Annotated in this window: 17 protein-coding genes and 2 riboswitches; of the genes, 9 read left to right on the top strand and 8 right to left on the bottom strand. The window is 72.7% G+C overall.

The window, feature by feature from the left end; all coding sequences use genetic code 11:
• Positions 1-39 precede the first annotated feature (39 nt).
• A complete protein-coding gene (locus AB0C84_RS00085) occupies positions 40-1,065 on the bottom strand; it encodes an ABC transporter ATP-binding protein (protein WP_258938854.1) in 1,026 nt (341 codons plus the stop codon).
• A 78-nt stretch (positions 1,066-1,143) separates the two neighbouring features.
• Here AB0C84_RS00085 and AB0C84_RS00080 point away from each other — a divergent pair, with 78 nt between their 5' ends.
• Positions 1,144-1,860: an FCD domain-containing protein gene (locus AB0C84_RS00080; protein ID WP_361059451.1), complete on the top strand. Its 717-nt coding sequence runs from the start codon at positions 1,144-1,146 to the stop codon at positions 1,858-1,860.
• Positions 1,861-1,877: 17 nt separating this feature from the next.
• Positions 1,878-2,579 (top strand): cache domain-containing protein, encoded by a 702-nt coding sequence (locus AB0C84_RS00075; RefSeq protein ID WP_361059448.1) that lies wholly within the window; start codon positions 1,878-1,880, stop codon positions 2,577-2,579.
• 15 nt (positions 2,580-2,594) lie between these two features.
• Here the strand turns inward: AB0C84_RS00075 and AB0C84_RS00070 are convergent, their stop codons facing one another.
• From AB0C84_RS00070 to AB0C84_RS00060, 3 genes are all read right to left on the bottom strand, one after another.
• Entirely contained in the window at positions 2,595-2,882 is a 288-nt protein-coding gene (locus AB0C84_RS00070) for an Lrp/AsnC ligand binding domain-containing protein (protein ID WP_173395740.1), read from the bottom strand.
• A 113-nt stretch (positions 2,883-2,995) separates the two neighbouring features.
• The gene (locus AB0C84_RS00065; RefSeq protein ID WP_179842934.1) at positions 2,996-3,745 is read right to left on the bottom strand and encodes a rhomboid family intramembrane serine protease; all 750 of its coding nucleotides are present in this window, start codon (positions 3,743-3,745) and stop codon (positions 2,996-2,998) included.
• A gap of 34 nt (positions 3,746-3,779) precedes the next feature.
• Positions 3,780-5,630, bottom strand: coding sequence for a DEDD exonuclease domain-containing protein (locus tag AB0C84_RS00060; RefSeq protein WP_361059443.1), 1,851 nt, complete (start codon positions 5,628-5,630; stop codon positions 3,780-3,782).
• Positions 5,631-5,792: 162 nt separating this feature from the next.
• Here AB0C84_RS00060 and AB0C84_RS00055 point away from each other — a divergent pair, with 162 nt between their 5' ends.
• From AB0C84_RS00055 to AB0C84_RS00035, 5 genes are all read left to right on the top strand, one after another.
• The gene (locus tag AB0C84_RS00055) at positions 5,793-7,199 is read left to right on the top strand and encodes an NYN domain-containing protein (RefSeq protein ID WP_361059440.1); all 1,407 of its coding nucleotides are present in this window, start codon (positions 5,793-5,795) and stop codon (positions 7,197-7,199) included.
• A gap of 276 nt (positions 7,200-7,475) precedes the next feature.
• Complete coding sequence (locus tag AB0C84_RS00050; RefSeq protein WP_361059437.1) at positions 7,476-8,420, top strand: NlpC/P60 family protein; 945 nt, start codon at positions 7,476-7,478, stop codon at positions 8,418-8,420.
• Between the two features lie 498 nt (positions 8,421-8,918).
• Positions 8,919-9,116: riboswitch (cyclic di-AMP (ydaO/yuaA leader) on the top strand.
• Between the two features lie 150 nt (positions 9,117-9,266).
• Positions 9,267-9,406: riboswitch (cyclic di-AMP (ydaO/yuaA leader) on the top strand.
• 9 nt (positions 9,407-9,415) lie between these two features.
• Positions 9,416-10,252, top strand: coding sequence for a CHAP domain-containing protein (locus tag AB0C84_RS00045; RefSeq protein WP_361059434.1), 837 nt, complete (start codon positions 9,416-9,418; stop codon positions 10,250-10,252).
• 39 nt (positions 10,253-10,291) lie between these two features.
• On the top strand, positions 10,292-11,557 hold the full coding sequence (locus tag AB0C84_RS00040; RefSeq protein ID WP_361059431.1) for a hypothetical protein: 1,266 nt from the start codon (positions 10,292-10,294) through the stop codon (positions 11,555-11,557).
• The gene (locus tag AB0C84_RS00035) at positions 11,554-12,960 is read left to right on the top strand and encodes a M48 family metallopeptidase (RefSeq protein WP_361059428.1); all 1,407 of its coding nucleotides are present in this window, start codon (positions 11,554-11,556) and stop codon (positions 12,958-12,960) included. Before AB0C84_RS00040 ends, AB0C84_RS00035 begins: the two co-directional genes overlap by 4 nt.
• A gap of 7 nt (positions 12,961-12,967) precedes the next feature.
• Here AB0C84_RS00035 and AB0C84_RS00030 read toward each other — a convergent pair whose 3' ends face one another.
• The 4 genes from AB0C84_RS00030 to coxB form a co-directional block, all read right to left on the bottom strand.
• On the bottom strand, positions 12,968-14,245 hold the full coding sequence (locus tag AB0C84_RS00030) for an Ig-like domain-containing protein (RefSeq protein ID WP_361059425.1): 1,278 nt from the start codon (positions 14,243-14,245) through the stop codon (positions 12,968-12,970).
• Between the two features lie 139 nt (positions 14,246-14,384).
• Complete coding sequence (locus tag AB0C84_RS00025) at positions 14,385-14,795, bottom strand: cytochrome c oxidase subunit 4 (protein WP_179833731.1); 411 nt, start codon at positions 14,793-14,795, stop codon at positions 14,385-14,387.
• Between the two features lie 3 nt (positions 14,796-14,798).
• Positions 14,799-16,388, bottom strand: coding sequence for a cytochrome c oxidase subunit I (gene ctaD, locus AB0C84_RS00020; protein ID WP_218906069.1), 1,590 nt, complete (start codon positions 16,386-16,388; stop codon positions 14,799-14,801).
• Between the two features lie 74 nt (positions 16,389-16,462).
• Positions 16,463-17,167, bottom strand: coding sequence for a cytochrome c oxidase subunit II (gene coxB / locus AB0C84_RS00015; RefSeq protein ID WP_361059422.1), 705 nt, complete (start codon positions 17,165-17,167; stop codon positions 16,463-16,465).
• Positions 17,168-17,417: 250 nt separating this feature from the next.
• Between coxB and AB0C84_RS00010 the strand changes: the two genes are divergently transcribed.
• Positions 17,418-18,596: a cysteine desulfurase family protein gene (locus AB0C84_RS00010; protein WP_361059419.1), complete on the top strand. Its 1,179-nt coding sequence runs from the start codon at positions 17,418-17,420 to the stop codon at positions 18,594-18,596.
• On the top strand, positions 18,593-18,901 hold the full coding sequence (locus AB0C84_RS00005) for a sulfurtransferase TusA family protein (protein WP_179842943.1): 309 nt from the start codon (positions 18,593-18,595) through the stop codon (positions 18,899-18,901). Before AB0C84_RS00010 ends, AB0C84_RS00005 begins: the two co-directional genes overlap by 4 nt.
• The last annotated feature ends 94 nt before the right edge of the window (positions 18,902-18,995 follow it).

Genomic DNA, 18,995 nt, shown 5'->3' with positions numbered 1-18,995 from the left:
CTTATTTTCGGGGGTTTTTCGGGGGTTTTCTGGGGTGGTTCAGGGGGTCGGGGCCGGCGTGGAGCCGGCCCCCGACACGTGGAACTCGTGGGCCTCGTGCCAGCTGATCCGGACGCGCGCGCCGCGCCGGCCCATGACGTCCATGGAGGAGGTCCGCAGGTTCTGCTCCAGCGCGACGACCCGTTCCCCCGACTCCAGGTCGATCACGAAGCGGGTGACCGCGCCCGCGTAGACGACCTCGGCGACCGTGCCGAGCGCGTGCCGGTCCCCCGCGTCCGGCCCGTCCGCGCCGCCGTCCCCGTGGACGTGGAGCTTCTCCGGGCGCACGCAGACGTCGCCGATGCGGTTGGTCGTCCCGACGAAGCCGGCCACGAACTCGGTGGCGGGCCGCTCGTACACCTCGGCCGGCGTGCCGACCTGCTGGACCCGGCCGCCGTCGAGGACCGCGACCCGGTCGCTGAGGGTCAGCGCCTCCTCCTGGTCGTGGGTGACGAACACGAAGGTGATGCCGGCCCTGCGCTGGATGCTCTTCAGCTCGACCTGCATCTCCTCGCGCAGCTTCAGGTCCAGCGCGCCGAGCGGCTCGTCCAGCAGCAGCACCTTCGGCTCGTTCACGAGGGCCCGGGCGAGCGCGACCCGCTGGCGCTGGCCGCCCGACAGCTCGGCGGGCCGCCTCGCGTGCATCGCGTCGAGCCGGACGCTGCGCAGCGCCTCCAGGGCCCGCTCGCGGCGCTTGGCCTTCGGCACCCGCCGCACCTTCAGGCCGTACTCGACGTTGCGGAGCACGTCCAGGTGCGGGAAGAGCGCGTAGTCCTGGAAGACGGTGTTGACGTCACGGTCGAACGGCGCGAGCCCGGTCACGTCCCTGCCGCCGAGTTCGATCGTTCCAGAGGTCGGCCGCTCGAAGCCCGCGATGAGCCGCAGCACGGTCGTCTTCCCCGACCCGGACGGGCCGAGCATGGAGAAGAACTCGCCGTCCCCGATGTCGAGGTCGACGCCCGCCACCGCCTCGACGGGGCCGAATGTCTTGCGCAGATCGCGGATCCTCACCGCTGAAGCCGGCATGACCGAAAACATATGGATTCATAGGTTTAAGTTCAAGTGATGTTCCGGTATCACTGTGTCGACACCGGGAGGGGGCCCATGGACAGCGCGCACCTCGTCGTGTTCGCTCCCGTCGACAACACCGCGCGCGTGCACGCCGTCGTGCGACGCCTGAGCGACGCGATCGCGCTCGGCCTCCTCGCGGACGGCGAGCAGCTGCCCAGTGAGACCGACCTGTCGGCATATCTCGGCGTTTCGACGGTCACACTACGCGAAGCGCTGATGGCCTTGCGTCAGCAAGGCCTCATCGAGACCCGCCGGGGGCGCGGCGGTGGCAGCTTCGTCCGGGCTCCTGCCAGGGCATTCGACCTCGGCGAGCGGCTGCGTTCGCTCAGCGCGGAAGAGCTCCGCGATCTCGGCGACCACTACGCCGCCGTCGCCGGGGCCGCCGCCCGGCTCGCCGCCGCGCGGTCGCTGCCCGGCGACGTCCGGCGGCTGCGTCGGTCGCTGGAGGAGATGGCCGGGGCGGACCCCGGCGCCGGGATGTGCCGGCTGGACGGCCGCTTCCACCTGGAGGTCGCCGCCGCCTCCCAGTCCGGCCGGCTCACCCGGGAGGAGATCCGGCTCCAGGCCGAGATCGGGCCGCTGATCTGGGCCGCGCACGACCTGCCCGAACGGCGCGGGCTCGTCGAGGCCGAGCACGCCCGGCTCGTCGAGGCGATCGAGGCCGCCGACGGCGCCGGAGCGCGCGATGTAGCTGAAAGTCACGTCTCAAGTGCGGTAGAACGTCTGATTGAACGACGGCTCGCACTCTGAGACCCCGAGGGGGACCCATGTCCGCCGAGCCACCGGCCGTCGGCGCGGCGGCGGCACACGTCCGCGCGACCCTGGACGGCGTCTTCACCACCGTGGCCCAGGTGCGCGACGCGACGGCGCGCTGCCTCGAGGACGTCCGCCGCGCCGGGCGCGCCCCTGCCCGCGCCGACCTCGCCGCGCTGCGCCCGCTGCTGCTCTCCCATCTCGGCCCGCTCGTCTGCGGCCTGGGGTTCATCGCCGCGCCGGGCCTGCTCGCCGACGCCGCCTGGTACATGGAGTGGTGGCAGACCGGCCCGGCCGGGCGGCCGTCCCAGCTGCTGCGCGACCTGAACCCCGAGAGCAGCGTCCTGTACGACTACACCGACTGGGAGTGGTTCACGGGACCGCGGAGCGGCGCCGAGAAGACCGTCTGCGGCCCCTACGTCGACTACCTGTGCAGCGACGAGTACGTCCTGACCCTGTCGGCGCCGGTGCGCGCCGGCGGGGAGTTCGCGGGCGTCGCGGCCGCCGACGTGTTCGCCCGGACGTTCGAGAACGAGGTCGTCCCGGCGCTGCGGGAGATCCCCGCGCCCGCGTTCGTCGTCAACGCCCCCGGCCGCGTGATGGCCTCCAACACCGCCAGCTGGCCGCCGGGCGCCGTGTACCGCGAGGCGCCCGGCTACGCCGCCCGCCCCTGCGGAGGCGGCATCGACCGCATCGCCCTCGTCGTCGGCGCCTAGGCGGGCCGGCCTGGGTCAGTCGGCGTCGGGGAGGCCGAGGGAGAAGGCCTGCTCCAGGTCGTGCTGGGAGTAGGTGCGGAACGCGATGTGGGTCTCGGTGCCGGCGATGCCGGGCACCTTGTTGATGCGGCCCGGGATCACGTCGTTGAGCTCCTCGTGGCGGCGCACCCGGACCATCACCATGAGGTCGTGGTCGCCGGTGATGGAGTACACCTCGCTGACGCCGTCCAGCGCGGCGATCGTCTCGGCCACCTCGTGGATGCGCGCGACGTCGGCCTTGACGAACACGATCGCAGTGACCACTGCACCCCTCCCCCACAGAAACGGACGCTCCGACCCTATCGGGGGCCCGGCGGCGCGAGCGCGAGGGGAGGCCCGGTCCGGGCGGGACCCGCACCGGGCGGGCCGCGGGACGGTCAGCCGCGGCTCAGCGCGGCCAGGCGGTGGGCCGGGCCGGCGCGGCGGGCCAGGAGCGCGAACACCACGCCCGCCACGAAGCCGTAGATGTGCGCGGTGTAGGCGACGTTGCTCTTCTGGTCGCCCAGGGAAAGCCACTGCAGCACGAACCAGTAGCCGAGCACCACCCACACCGGCAGGCGGATGAAGATGACCGGCGGCACCCAGCTGACGACGCGGCCCCGCGGGTTGAGGATCACGTAGGCGCCCATCACCCCGGCGATGGCGCCGGACGCGCCGATGAGCGGGACGGTGGAGTCGGGCGACGTCCACGCGAACCCGTACACGGCGACGAGCCCGAACACCAGGTAGGCGAGCAGGTAGCGCCATCGCCCGAGCCGGTCTTCCACGCCCATGCCGACGACGAACAGGAAGACCAGGTTGCCGAGCAGGTGCATGGCGCTGGAGTGCAGGAACATCGAGGTGAACGCCGCCGTCCAGGGCGCCTTGCGGAACTTCGAGGGCCCGCAGTCGTGCACGACCCCGGCCGGCAGCGGCTGCTGGTCGCCGGTGGTCAGCTCCTTCGGCACGGCGCCGTACTCGAACGTGAACTGCGTGGCCCTGCACTCGCGGACCGAGCCCTTGCCGTACCAGGCGGCGAAGTTCGACATCGGGGTGAGGAGGAAGACCACCACGTTGACGGCGATCAGCAGGTAGGTGACCCAGGGGACGCGCCGCGCAGGCTGACTGTCGTAGAGAGGCAGTGCCATGCGGGGTCGTCCTCCGGTTGCCGGGTGTACACGGTCACCTTAGTGGGCGGCGGGGCCCGCGATGGGCCCCCTCGGGCCGCTCGTAGCTCCGGTCGTAGGCCTTGTCGATCCACTCGCGCAGCCCCTCGGCGCCGTGCAGCGGGCACGTCCACGGGCCGTCGACCTCGACCAGGCGGACGCCGGGCAGGTCGAGCCAGCGCAGGACGCACTCCATCTCCTCGGCGGTCGCGCCCTGCGAGGGGGGCGCGCCGAGCGCGACGCCGCCGGGCGCCTCGCCGGAGGGCGGGAAGACCGTCTCGGCCGTCGCGATGAGCGCGTCGACATAGGGCCGGGGCCGGGCGTTCGCTGGGACGGTCCCGGCGGCGGCGAGCCGGCCGTAGCGCACGACCGACAGCTCCCACCCGCCGTCGAAGGCGGGACGGGCGGCCACGAGCTGGGGCAGCCGCGCCAGCGCCGCGAGCCGCTGCCCGCGCGCGGCGGCCCGGACGAACGCCGCGAGCCGGTCGCGCTGGGCGGCGGCCTCCTCGTAGCGCAGCTCGGAGGCCAGCCGGTCGATGCGGACCTGCGCGGCGGCCACGACGGGCCGGACGTCGCCCTCCATGATCGAGCGGGCCGTCCCGGTGTGCACGGCATAGGCGTCGGCGGACTCGCGGCCGTCGCAGGGCGCGCCGCACCGGCCGAGGTCGGCGAGCGCGCACGAGCGCGCCTTGCCTCGCTCGATCAGCCGGAGCGTCAGCCGCTGCGTGCACTGCCGCAGCGGGACGGCCTCGTGCAGCGCGGCGCGGGCCTCCTCGGCCTGCCGCCGCGAGGAGATCGGCCCGAGGTAGCGGGCGCCGTCGGCGCGGCACTCCCGCACGATGGACAGCCGCGGGAACGGCTCCACGGTCAGCTTCAGCCAGATGGCGCGCTCGGGCCACTTGGAGCGGCGGTTGTAGCGCGGCTTGTGCTCGGCGATCAGCCGGAGCTCGCGGACCTCGGCCTCCAGCCCCGTGGCGCACACGATGGTGCGGACGTTCTCGGCGAGGCCGACCATCTCCCGGACGCGCCAGCGCGTCTCCGAGCCGGTGAAGTAGCTGCGCACGCGCGAGCGCAGGTCGCCGCTCTTGCCCACGTAGAGCACCTCGCCGGCGTGGTCCTCGAACAGGTAGACGCCGGGGGTGGAGGGGACGTCGTCGGCGAGGTGCCGCTTGCGGCGCTGCTCGGGGGTGGGCGCCTTGGCGAAGCCGCGCATCTCCTCAAGCGAGGTGACGCCGAACGAGCCGAGCCGCTCGATCAGGCCGTGCAGCACCTCCACGGTGGCGCGGGCGTCGGCGAGGGCCCGGTGCGTCGGCTCGTTGGACGTCCGGAAGAAGCGGGCCAGCGTGCCGAGCTTGCAGTTGGGCACCTCGTCGCGCGACAGCACGCGCCGCGCCAGGTCGACGGTGTCGACGACCGCGAACGCGGGCCAGGCGTAGCCGTTGGCGGCGCACGCGGCCTTGAGGAAGCCGATGTCGAACGAGGCGTTGTGCGCGACGAGGACGCAGCCGCGCGCGAACTCCAGGAACGCCGGCAGCACCGACTCGATCCGCGGCGCGGCCGTCACCATCGCCGTGGTGATGCCGGTGAGCGCGGTGATGAACGGCGGGACCGGACCCCCCGGGTCGACCAGCGTGCCGAGTTCGCCGAGTTCCTCCCCACCGCGCACCTTCACCGCGCCGATCTCGGTGATGGCCGAGTCGGCCGCCGAGCCGCCGGTGGTCTCCAGGTCGACCACCACGAAGGTGACGTCGCGGAGCGGAGTGCCGAGGTCGTCCAGGGTGCCCTGGACGCCGTGCCCCTGAGCGCCGTCCCCCGGGGCTCCGCGCCCCTGAACCCCGCGCCCTTGGACACCGTGCGCAGCCGTCATGTGCGCGACCGTAGAGGACCCCACCGACAGAACTTCGGGCCGCTAGGGTTGGGGGGCGCCGGGACGTCCCGCCGGGCGGGGGCCGCGAGGACGGGCGGGAGGCATCCCGCCGAGGGCCGGGCGCGATCCGTCCGATCGCACGTCCGCCCTGGTTAGGGCGGGGTGCGCTCGGGAACACACAGCCCACCGGCGGCGCAGCCCGGAAGGAGCGGGATCATCGACAGCGGTCCCGGAGCGACCCCTGGCGACGGGGCGCCCGCGCAGAAGCCGACCCGCCCGCTGCCCGAGGCGGTGCGGCAGGGCGTGGTGGAGGTCGCCGCCGAGCTGATCGGGTCGCTGCCCCCGGACGAGGTCCCCGTGCCGCTGCGCCGGTTCGCGCGGTTCGAGCGCCGCAAGCGCGCCAGGCTCGCGGGCCAGCACATCGCGACGGTGCTGGAGAAGGACGGGGAGTTCCGGCGCCGGGTCGCCGTGCCGCTGCGGGAGGCGCAGGCCGACCTGGTGGAGGCGGTCGAGGACGGGAACGTCCCGCCCGCGGCCGACCCGGTGCGCGTCGCGGTGCTGGCCTACCTGCTGCGCCCGGAGGGCTGGACCGCGCTGGTGGAGTCGGCGCGCGAGGAGCTGGCGCGCTCGGCGACCGCCTCGGAGGAGCAGGAGGCCGAGCGCCGCGTCGCCGCGCTGAAGGCCGAGCTGGCCGCGACCCGCGACGCCCGCGGCGCCGAGCTGGCCAAGCTGCGCGCCGAGCTGCGCGAGACCAAGGCCGAGGTCTCGGAGCTGCGCCGCAAGCTGCACGACGCGCGCACCCGGTACCGGGCCGCGGAGGAGCACGCCCACGCGGTCGCGGCGGAGGCCGATCGCGAGCTCGCCGCCGCGCGCGAGTCCACCGCCGCGTCGGAGAAGGAGCTGCGCAGGTTGCGCGCCCGGGCCGCGCGGGCGGAGGAGGCGGCGGAGGCCGCCAAGCGGGCCGCGCGCGAGGGGCGCAACGTCGACGACGTGCGGCTGCGGATGCTGCTGGACGCGCTCGTCGACGCGGCGCAGGGCGTCCGCCGGGAGCTGGCCCTGCCCTCCACCATCGGCCGCCCCGCCGACGCGGTCGGCGGGCTGGAGCCGGACCGGCTGGCGCACCGCGCGCTGCCCGGCCGGGCGCTGTCCGACAGCGATCCGCAGCTGCTGGACCGGCTGCTGACGCTTCCGCAGGTTCACCTGGTGGTGGACGGCTACAACGTCACCAAGACCGGGTACGGGGAGCTGCCGCTCGCCGACCAGCGCAGCCGGCTGCTGTCGGGGCTCGGCGGGCTGGCCGCGCAGACGCGCGCCGAGGTGACGTGCGTGTTCGACGGCGCGGAGCTGGAGGCGCCGGTCGCCATCGCGGCGCCGCGCGGGGTGCGGGTGCTGTTCAGCCGCCCGGGCCAGACGGCGGACGAGCTGATCGGCGAGCTCGTGCGGGCCGAGCCGCCGGGCCGGTCGGTGGTCGTGGTGTCGTCGGACCGGGAGGTCGCCGACGCCGCGCGGCGCGCCAGCGCGCGCCCGTGCCCGTCCTCTCTGCTGCTGCGGAGGCTGGGCCGTTCCTAAGGCCCCCATAAGGCTCCGATAAGGCAAGCCTCGCCGTACGTGATCATGACGTCACTAAAAGTGGACAATATCCATAGATGTCAATCAAAGAGTGATGAATCGGTTGTGACGGCTGTTGCCCCTCGCTAGTGTCGTCCGCTGACGTCGTGGACGAGAGGGGCGAAACTGACCGTGGCCAATGATCACATCGGGGCACCGGCGCAGCGGCCTGGCCGCAGGGCAGGCTCTGCGGGCAGAGGCGTCTCCCGTCGCCTGGCGGCCGTCGCCGGCCTGACCGTGACGGTCTCCCTGACCTGCTCCCCGGTGGTGGCGCACGCCGAGCCCAAGCCGACCCGGGCGCAGGCCCAGAAGACGCTCGACAAGCTCAACGAGAAGATGGACCAGAAGGTCGAGCAGTTCAACCAGAACCGCGAGAAGCTCAAGGTCGCCAAGAAGAAGTTCGACTCGGCGACCAAGGCGAGCAAGCAGGAGCAGGCCAGCTTCGAGGAGCAGCGGTCCAAGATCGCTCAGATGGCGGCCACCGCCTACAAGAACGGCGACTCGACCGATGTGACCGGCTTCGTCGGCAGCAACGACCCGCAGTCGATCCTCGACCAGGCGGCCGTCTTCTCGCACCTGTCGCAGGAGCGCAGCTCCCAGCTCACCCAGTTCCTCGCGACCGCCCAGCGGCTCCGCCGGGAGCAGGCGCAGGCGAAGTCCGCCTACGACGAGGTGAAGTCGAAGCAGGACGAGCTGAAGAAGCAGAAGCAGGAACTCGACAAGCAGGTGCAGAAGCAGAAGTCGCTCGTGCGCCGGCTCGGCGGGGGCACGCCGTCCCGCCCGGGCGGTGGCGGCAACACCGGCGGCACCTACAACGGCCCGGCGAGCGGGCCGGCCCGCTCGGCGCTGAACTTCGCCTACGCGCAGCTCGGCAAGCCCTACTCCTACGGCGCCGAGGGCCCGAGCTCCTACGACTGCTCCGGCCTGACCATGAAGTCCTGGGCCGCCGCGGGCGTCGGCATCACCCGCACCACCAACTCGCAGTACGCCGCGACCAAGCGGGTGGCCAAGGAGAACCTGCAGCCGGGCGACCTGGTGTTCTTCAGCAGCCTCGGCCACGTCGGCCTCTACGTGGGCGGCGGCAAGATGATCCACGCCCCGCACACCGGCGACGTCGTCAAGATCAGCGACATCACCTCCGGGTACTACCTGAGCAACTACTACGGCGCCGGGCGCCCCTGACGCGGGGCCCTGACACCCCCGCCCCGCGGGCGTGACCGGACCTCCCTCCACAACGGACCAGGCTTGACCTGGTCCGTTGTTGATTTTGGGGGGGTTTGCCTTCTTTTGGGGTTTTGGTACGTTGTCACCACTCACGGCGCCCTCCAGACGCCGCGGCCCCGGGGCGCCCACCAGGCGCCCCGGCCCCACGCGGCGCATCCAGCACCCGCGTGACGGCGGCGCGAGCCACGCGCCGCTCCCCCCAGGGCGGCACGCCCCACGTGCCGTCCCGCGGCGCCCGAAGGCGCCGCACGGTCTCGAAGCAGACCAGGCCGACCCCGTCCACCGGGCGCACGCCCGCAGCGTGCATGGCGCTGAGCGCGCAGCCGCGGTGGCGTACACGGGGCAGGCCCCGGACGGTCCCCGGAGACGGGACGCCGTCCGCCCACAACATCAGGCGCCGCTCGTTCGCACGCGGGAGACAGGTCCCGCGCCGGGCCCCATCTCGCCCCCAGGATCGCAGCGGCAACGCCGAATCCGCCTCAGCGCGGAACCGGGGACCCACACCGCCGGAGTCCGGAGAACCTCTCCGGACGGGCATTCCGGCACCCGGGGTGAATCGGCGCGTCTCTCCCGGCAGTCCGGTGAGAGCCGCCGTAGGGCCACTTCCACGCCCGAACCCGTCAGCTAACCCGGTAGGCGTCTGGAAGACAAGGAGTGAATCCCGCAGCGTTACCTGGGGCGTGGCCGCCACGCGGTCACGCCCCCACCCCCCTTTGCTCCGCGGGCGCCACCGCCCGCCGAGATTCCCATCCGAACCGGCGTGCCCTCTCTCGGGCGCGTCACCGCCGAGTCCGCGGACCGCCGTGCCCCTGTGCGCGGCCCGTCGCGGAACCGGGGACCCACTGCGTCCTTTCGGGGTGAATCGGCCTGCCTTCGCGGGCCGTAGGGCGGCTTCCACGCCCGAACCCGTCAGCTAACCCGGTAGGCGGCATGGAAGTCGAGGAGATCCCCCCGTGCCACGCGCGCACTGCAAGAAGACCCCCGGCAGGCACCGCAAGCCGAACTCCCTGTCCCTCGCATGGCGGACGACCGGCGGCGTCGTCGTCGGCGCCGCCGTGCTCGGCACCGCCGCGGCCACCGCGAACGCGTCGGTCCTGCCGTTCGGTTCCACCCCGGTGAGCTCCGCCGCCGCCGACCTGGCCCCCGGCCTGACGGCGCACGGCGCCCCGTCCGGGCGCACGTCCGGGCCCGCGTCCGGGAAGGCGCCCAAGCCCACCGCCTCGAAGGCCCCGGCCGCCAAGAGGGACGCCCGGCCCGAGCAGGCGCGGGCGAAGACCTCCGAGAAGGCCGCCGCGAAGTCGCGGCCCACCGCCGCGCAGGCCATCAGGCTCGCCCGCTCGCAGGTGGGCATCGAGGAGGACGGCGGCGGCGAGACCAAGTTCCAGGAGTGGTACATGACCACGTCCCGCGCGCGGGAGACGCTCGCGCGCGACGGCGGCTCCCTCGACGGCTACGGCGACGCGAACTGGTGCGACATGTTCGTCTCCTGGGTGGGCGAGCAGATCGGCTTCAGCGAGCAGGTCGGCAGCGACGCCTGGACCGTCGCCCACGCCCGCTGGTTCCAGGAGCACGGCCGCTGGGGCACCGAGCCGAGGCCCGGCGCGATCGTCTTCTTCGCCTGGGACGGCGGCGAGTCCGTCGACGACATCGAGCATGTCGGCATGGTGGTCGAGAAGGTCGACGACGGCACGATCGAGACCGTCGAGGGCAACGCCGACAACGCCGTCCGTGTGAAGGAACGTTCCACAGACGTCGTCGTCGGCTACGGCTACCCGGACTACCGGTCGTGACGGCGCCCACCGCCCCGCGCCCTGCATAGGATCGCGCCCATGGAGGAAGGCCCCGGGCAGGACGCCCCCGTGACGCGGCGCAGGGTCCTCGCCCTCGGCGCGGGCGGGGCCGCCGTCCTCCTCGCCGGGGGCGCCGGCCTGGCCGGCTCGCGCTCCGGCGGCGGGGCGCCGGGCTCCGGAGCCCCCACCTCCCCGGCCGCCGGGACGTTCAGCCCGGACACGGCCGCCGCCGTGCTCGCCAACCGCGCCCGCGCCGTCCGCGACGGCGACCGCATGGCGTTCCTCGCCACGGTGGGCAGCGCCCCCGCCGCCTTCCAGGACGCCCAGTCCCGCGTGTACGGGAACCTCCGGAAGCTTCCCCTGGAAGGCTGGCGGGAGCGCCTCGTCGACACCGAGGCCATGGACGGCGCGACCGCCGTCGTCCGCGTCGAGGTGCGCTACCGGCTGCGCGGCTTCGACCGGGGCGACGTGGCCCGCACCCGCTACCTCACGCTGGCCCCCCGGGCCGGGACGTGGACGATCGTCGGCGACGGGACGTCCCGCGGCCTCGCCGACGACACCGACATCTGGGACTGCGGCCCCCTGGCGGTGGCCAGGGGGCGCTCCGGCCTCGTCATCGGCGACGGCGCCGGCCTCGACGGCATCGCCGAACGGCTGGACGCCGCCGTCCCGGTCGTCACGTCCGTGGTCGGCAAGGCGTGGGCGCAGCGGGTCGTCGCGCTCGTCCCCGCCGACGCGACCCTCGCGTCCGCGCTCGCCGGCCCCGGGCAGAGCCTCGGCCAGATCGCCGCGCTCGCCACCGTGGCGCCCGCCGCCGGGGGCGGCCGCGGCGAGGACCGCGTCATCGTCTCCCCCGGCACCTTCGGCCGCCTCAACGAGCTCGGCCGCGACGTCGTGCTCACCCACGAGCTGACCCACGTCGCCACCGGCGGCGCCCGCGACCGGCGCACCCCGCTGTGGCTGATCGAGGGCTTCGCGGACTACGTCGGCTACCGGCGCGTCAAGATCAGCACCCGGACGGCGGCGGGCGAGCTGCACCGCGAAGTCTCCGCCGGGCGCGCGCCGTCCGCGCTCCCCGCCGCCGGCGCCTTCGCCGGCGGCTCCCCCCGCCTCTCCCAGGCCTACCAGGAGGCCTGGCTCGCCTGCCGGATGGTCGCCGACCGGTACGGTGAGGCGGCGCTGGTGCGGCTCTACCGGGCCGCCGGGCGCGCCCCGGAGGCCGCGGCGCTGCACGACGTGCTCGGCCTCACCCGGGAGCGCTTCACCGCACTGTGGCGCGACTACGTGAAGGAGGAGCTCGCATGAGCGAGGCGGAGACCGACGAGGGCCGGGCCGAGGGCGCCGCCGCCGGGACGCCCGGCGCCGCCCCCGCGCGGCGGCCCCGGATCGCCGCCGCCGTCAGCGCCGCCGTGCTCTTCGCCGGGGTCGCGACCGTCCTCGCGAGGACCACGCCGTGGAACCCGCTGCCCGGGCACGTCCCCGGCGGCCGCGTGACACCCGATCCCGCGCTGGACTTCACCCCCGCCGAGATCGCCCGCTCCCGCGCGTTCGACTCGGCCGTCAACCCGCCCGCCTACACCGGGCTCCTCGTCGGCCTCGCCCTGATCCTGGTGCTGGGCCTCACGCCGCTGGGCGCCCGGTTCCTCGGCTGGGCCACCGCGAAGACCCGCCGCCGGCCGCTTCGGATCATCCTCGGGACCATGGCCCTGACCACGCTGCTGCGCGTCGCGGGGCTCCCGTTCGACGTCTGGGGCGAGTCCGTGCTGCGCCGGTACGGGCTGTCCACGCAGAGCTGGCCCTCATGGCTCGTCGACCAGGCGAAGTCCCTCGCCCTCACGTGGGTCATCTACACGATCGCCCTGCTGCTCCTCTTCACCCTCACACGCCGCTTCCCGCGCTACTGGTGGACCGGCGCCGCCGCGGGCGGGTTCGTGCTCGTCGTCTTCGCCTCGTTCGTCTACCCGCTCGCCGTGGAGCCGGTGTTCAACAAGTTCCACTCGCTGCCGGCGGGGCCGCTGCGCGGCGACCTGCTGGCGATGGCCCGGCGGGACGGCGTGCCCGTCAAGGACGTCCTCGTCGCGGACGCCTCCCGCCGCACGACGTCGCTGAACGCCTACGTGTCGGGGTTCGGCTCCACGCGCCGCATCGTCCTCTACGACACGCTGCTGAAGTCGCCGCCCGCCCAGGTCGAGTCCATCGTCGGGCACGAGCTCGGCCACGCCAAGCGCGACGACGTGCTGTGGGGCACGCTCGTGGGCGCGCTCGGCGTGGCCGGAGCCCTGTGCCTGCTGTACCTGCTGACGACGTCCCCGCGCCTGCTGCGGCGCGCCGGGCTCGATCCCGACGAGACCGGCTCCGGCGCTACGGGACGTGAGCCGCGCAGCGGCGGCGGGGCGGCCGACCCGAGGTCCATCGCGCTCCTCCTCGCCCTGGTGACGGCCGGGACGACGCTCGCCGCCCCCGTCCAGAACCTCGTGAGCCGCCGCATCGAGGCCCGCGCCGACGCGCACGCGCTGAACCTCACCCGCGACCCGGCGACGTTCGTGTCGATGCAGCACGCGCTGTCGGTGCGCAACATCTCCGACCTGGACCCCGACGCCGCGGAGTACCTGCTGTGGCTCACGCACCCCTCGGGCCCCGACCGGATCGCCATGGCCCGCGACTGGGCGCGCCTGCACCGCGTCCAGGTGCCGCCGCCGCTCCGGTAGCCGCCGCTCAGTTGCCCTCGGCCCGCTGCTTCTCGGGCGCCTTGGGCTTGGCGCCCCGCTGGGCCGACAGGGTCGCCGCGTCCACGTGCGCGGCCGTCGTGACCGACCGCTTCAGGGCGCTGCCCTTCACCCAGTCCTGCCACTTCACCTGCCAGTACCCCCAGCCGTTCTCCGCGTCCAACTCCCGGTCGCTGCCGGTCACCGTGATGGGGTCGCCCCGCTGGGAGAGGTTGTAGAACCACTTCGCGTTGGACGGGCTGACGTTGATGCAGCCGTGGCTGACGTTCTCGCTGCCCTGGGAGCCCACCGACCACGGCGCGCTGTGGACGTACTCGCCGCTGTCGGAGATCCGCACCGACTTGTAGACGGTGAGGCTGTAGTACCCGGCGCAGCCGGGGCCGCAGCCGTCCCACTCCGACGTCATGATGGTCGGGTCCTCCTTGCCCATGGCGAGGTGGACGCCGTTGGTGGTGGTGTACTTGCGCTCCCCGCCCTTCCCCATGCTCGTCGGGATCGTGCGGGCCTTCTTGCCGTTGACCCTCACGACCATCTTGTGGCTGTCCTCGCCGGCCGTGGAGACGTGCGAGTCGCCGACCTTGAAGTCGACGCCGTAGTCCTTCCCGCCGTACACGCCCTGCCCGGTGCGCACGCCGCTGAGGTGCGCCCGGAACGACACCTTCGTGTGGGCCGGCCAGTAGCTCTTCGTCCGGAACACCGCTTCCTGGCTGCCGAACCAGCTCCAGCCGCCCTCGACGGTCTTGTCGGCGGTGACCTCCAGTGCCCGCTCGACCGCCGCCCGGTCCTTCACCGCACGGGCGAAGTGCACGATGATCGGGATGCCGACGCCGACGGTCTCCTTGTTGAACGGCGCCTCGATCGTGACGTCGTTGGTCTTCTTCACCTCGGCCGTGGAGAAGCCGCTGCGGACCGTACGGGTCCGGCCGTCCCGGCCGAGGGCGGTGGCCTGGACGGTGTACTCCGTGCCCGGCTTCAGAGTCCACCGGGACCGCCACCGCGTCCTGTCGGCGCTCAGGTCCCCCTCGACGGCGCCGGCCCTCGTCGCCACCGTCACGTTCTCGATCGTGCCCTGCCGCGCCTCGACGGCGATCGGGCTGTCCGGCCGCAGCTTCCCGCCCCCGTCCGGCGACACCGCGAGCTTCACCTCGTCCTTGCCCTGCGGTCCGGCGCCCCCCGAGCACGCCGCGGCACCCGCGCCGACGAGCACACCGCCGACGACGAGCGCGGCGGTACGCCGCCCCCGGTCTCCCGGCCTTGAGCCACTCACCCGCATGTGGACCCCCCGGTCGTCCCACTGGGCGATCTGTCGGTTCCAGCCCGGTCGCTGGAAAGGCGCCCAGTATGTTCGAAAGGGCCGGTACCCGCTAGAAAGCGGACACCGGCCCTTGATGGGGTTCTTTTACTGATCAGTGGGCGAAATGACCCCGGTAGTACTCGAACACCAGACCGACGGACGTGAGAATGGCGGCAGCGGCACCGAGGATCACCAGCCACCAGCCGAACACCACACCCAGCGCCACGGCCGTGGCCGACAGCGCGACGAACAGCGGCCACCAGCTGTGCGGGCTGAAGAAGCCCAGCTCGCCCGCCGCGTCCGCGATCTCGCCTTCCGGGTCGTCCTCGTACAGCGGCCCCGCGTTGGCGCGCTCGAGGCGCCGGACCGTGAAGTGGATGTAGAACCCGATGAGCCCGGCGAGGCCGACCGCGAGCGCGAGCGCCGTCGTGCCCGTCCAGTCGTTGGACCAGAGCCAGTACACGACGTCGGTGGCGAGGAAGAAGACCGCGCACCCGTAGAACATGAACGCCTGGACGCGCATCGGCTACTCCCCCTTCGCCCCGGCCAGCTCGCCCTTGGCACCCACGTGCGGGTGGTGCAGGTCGAACGCCGGCCGCTCGGAACGGATCTTCGGGATCGAGTTGAAGTTGTGCCGCGGCGGCGGGCAGGACGTCGCCCACTCCAGCGAGTTGGAGTAGCCCCACGGGTCGTCGACCTCGACGCGCGTGCCCCGCTTCCACGTGATGTAGAGGTTGTAGAAGAACGGCAGCATCGAGGCACCGAGGATGAACGAGAAGATGCTGGAGATCTCGTTCAGCCCGTGGAACTCGCTCGGGTAGTCGGCGTACCGGCGCGGCATGCCCGCGGCGCCCAGCCAGTGCTGGAGCAGGAACGTGCCGTGGAAGCCGATGAACAGCAGCCAGAAGTGGATCTTCCCGAGGGTGTCGTTCAGCATCTTGCCGGTGAACTTCGGCCACCAGAAGTAGAAGCCGGCGAACATCGCGAACACCACGGTGCCGAACACCACGTAGTGGAAGTGCGCCACGACGAAGTAGGAGTCCGACAGCTGGAAGTCCATCGGCGGCGACGCCAGGATGACGCCGGTGAGCCCGCCGAACAGGAACGTCACGAGGAAGCCCAGCGACCACAGCATCGGCGACTCGAACGTCAATTGTCCTCGCCAGATGGTCCCCACCCAGTTGAAGAACTTCACCCCCGTGGGAACGGCGATGAGGAACGTCATGAAGGAGAAGAACGGCAGCAGCACCTGGCCGGTGACGAACATGTGGTGCGCCCACACGGTGATGGACAGGCCCGCGATGGTGATGGTCGCGAAGACCAGGCCGATGTAACCGAAGACGGGCTTGCGGCTGAACACCGGGAGGATCTCGGTCACGATGCCGAAGAACGGCAAGGCGATGATGTAGACCTCCGGATGCCCGAAGAACCAGAACAGGTGCTGCCACAGCAGCGCCCCGCCGTGCGCGGCGTCGAAGATGTGCGCGCCGAGCTTGCGGTCGGCCTCCAGCGCCAGCAGCGCGGCGGCGAGGACCGGGAACGCCAGCAGCACGAGGATCGAGGTGAGCAGCGCGTTCCAGGTGAAGATCGGCATCCGGAACATCGTCATGCCCGGCGCCCGCATGCACAGGATCGTGGTGATGAAGTTGACCGCGCCCATGATGGTGCCGAAGCCCGACATCGCCAGGCCCATCACCCACATGTCGCCGCCGACGCCCGGCGAGCGGACCGCGTCCGACAGCGGGGCGTAGGCGAACCAGCCGAAGCTGGCGGCGCCGCCCGGGGTCAGGAAGCCCGCGATGACGATCAGGCTGCCGAACAGGAACAGCCAGTACGCCAGCATGTTCAGCCGGGGGAACGCCACGTCGGGCGCGCCGATCTGCAGCGGCATGATGACGTTGGTGAAGCCCGCGAACAGCGGCGTCGCGAACATCAGCAGCATGATCGTGCCGTGCATGGTGAACAGCTGGTTGTACTGCTCGTTGCTGACGAACTGCAGGCCCGGCTCGAACAGCTCCATCCGGATCAGCAGCGCGAGCACGCCGCCGAACAGGAACATCACGAACGAGGTGATCAGGTAGAGGTAGCCGATCACCTTGTGGTCGGTGGACGACATCCAGGACGCGATGATGCGCCCCTTGCTCGTCCGCGGCGCGGCGATCGGCGCGCTCGGTGCGTGACTCGTCGCGGTCACTTGGCACCTCCCGCGGCCAGTGCTTGCTTCGAATCGGCGATGAACTTCTGGTACTGGTCCGGCGTCACGACCTTGAGCTGGAACAGCATCCGGCTGTGGTCGACGCCGCAGAGCTCGGCGCAGCGGCCCTCATAGGTGCCGAGCTTGTTCGCCGTGAACTCGAACTCGTTGGTGTAGCCCGGCATGACGTCCTTCTTGTAGATCAGTGCCGGCACCCAGAACGAGTGGATGACGTCGTTGGCGTGCAGGCGCACCCGCACCGTCTTGCCCGAGGGGATCGTCATCACCGGCTTGGCGGCGGCGGGCCCGTTCGGGGCGACGGGCTGGCCGACGACGGAGGCGACCGTCCTCTCCTTGCCCGCGGCGTCCTTCTCCTTGTAGTCGAACTGCCAGCTCCACTGGAAACCGATCACGTCGACGACCACCGCGGGATCCTTGGTGGTCTTCTCGACGAAGTTCTCGTCCCTGGCGGTGAAGTAGAACAGGACCGCGATGATGACGAACGGGACCGCCGTGTAGAGGATCTCGATCGGCATGTTGTAGCGGACCTGCGGCGGCAGGTCGTCGGAGCGCTTGCGGTGGAACAGCACCGCCCAGATGATCAGGCCCCAGACCACGGCCCCGACCGCGAACGCCGCGATCCAGGAGCCCTGCCAGAGCTTCAGCATGCGCTCGCCCTGGACGCTGATCGGCTCGGGCATGCCCAGGCGGCTGCCGCTGCACGCGGTCGCGGAGAGCGCCAGCAGCCCTAGCGCGCCGGCGCTTTTCAATGCGCGGCGACTGCGCACAGGCGTACGCCGCTCCCTAGAGCGGGTCGGACTCACGGAATGCCTTCCCCACGGATGAAAGCCCGGTCGGCCGGGCGGAGAGATCGGTGTTTACACGTGTGGTGGACACCCTAGCGCGAGGGTCGCGCGAACCCCCGATCGGGTGCCCGGTTAGTGTTCTCACGTGGCAGGATCGAGCACTCCGGGCGGCTACTTCGACGCCGCGTCCACCGAGCCTCCGCACCCGGCGGCGCGAGCCGCCCTGCTGGAGGCGCTGGACGCGGCCTGGGCCGACCCCGCCCGGCTGTACGGGGCGGCCCGCGGCACCCGGATGCTGCTCGACCGGGCGCGCGCGCGTGTCGCCGGCGTCCTGGGCGCCCGTGCCGACGAGGTGTGGTTCACCTCATCGGGCACCCAGGCGGTGCACCTGGCGGTCCTCGGGGGGCTCCAGGCGCGCCGGCGCACCGGGCGGCACCTGGTGGCGAGCGCCGTGGAGCACTCCAGCGTCCTGCACGCCGCCGAGCTGCACGAGCGCGACGGCGGCGAGGTCACCCTCGTCGGCGTCGACCGGGCCGGCCGCGTCGACGCCGCCGAGTTCGCCGCGGCGCTGCGGCCCGACACCGCGCTGGCCTGCCTGCAGTCGGCCAACCATGAGGTCGGCACCCTCCAGCCCGTCGAGGAGGTCGCGCAGGCCTGCCGCGCGGCCGGCGTGCCGCTGTTCGTCGACGCGGCGCAGTCCCTCGGGCGGGCCGAGGTCCCCGGCGGGTGGTCCTACCTCGCCGGCAGTGCCCACAAGTGGGGCGGCCCGCCCGGCGTCGGCGTGCTCGCCGTCCGCAAGGGCACCCGGTGGCGCTCGCCGCTGCCGGCCGACGAGCGCGAGGCGCGCCGGGTCCCCGGGTTCGAGAACGTCCCCGCCATCGCCGCGGCCGCGGCCGCGCTGGTGGCCTACCGCGCCGACATGGCGGCGGACGCGCCGCGCGTCTCCGCTCTGGTGGACCGCATCCGGACGGAGGTACCGCAGACCGTTCCCGACGTCGAGGTGATCGGCGACCCGGTCCGCAGGCTCCCCCACCTGGTGACGTTCTCCTGCCTGTACGTGGAGGGCGAGGCGCTGCTGACCGAACTCGACCGGCTGGGTTTCGCCGTTTCCTCCGGCAGCTCCTGCACGGCGGATACGCTGCGTCCGAGCCATGTGCTGGAGGCGATGGGAGTGATTACGCATGGGAACGTGCGGGTATCGCTGCCGCGAGGCGTCGGTTCGGAGGACGTCGGCCGCTTCATCGCCGCGCTCCCCGATGCCGTCGCCCGCCTCCGCCGGACGACGATGAACACCTTCGAGACAGGGAGGCGGTCGCGCCCATGAGGTTCCGAGGACGTGCCAGGACCGGCGCACCGCCCGTCGACGCCGCGCCGCCCCCCGCGGAGCCGGAGGGCCCGCCGCCCGTGCTCGTCATCGACGCGCTCGGCCGCAAGTGCCCCATCCCGATCATCATGCTGGCCGAGCGGATCCGGGAGGTCCCGGTCGGGCAGGTCGTGGCCGTCCTCGCCGACGACGCCGCCGCCCGCACCGACATCCCCGCCTGGTGCCGCATGAAGTCCCAGGACTTCGTCCGCGAGGAGACGCTCCAGCAGGGCGGCTGGGGCTTCCACATCCGCCGCACCTACTAGGCGCGCGCAAAGCCGGAGACGATGAGAAGGCCGCGCCCGCCCCCCCCGGCCCTCTCCCGAATACCACGGTAAGGGGGCGGGCAACAACGAAAAG

It is taken from the genome of Actinomadura sp. NPDC048955 (genome assembly GCF_040649435.1).
Lineage (GTDB): Bacteria > Actinomycetota > Actinomycetes > Streptosporangiales > Streptosporangiaceae > Spirillospora > Spirillospora luteofluorescens.
The sequence above is the reverse complement of the archived record's forward strand: the minus strand, read 5'-3'. Positions and strand labels throughout refer to the sequence as shown.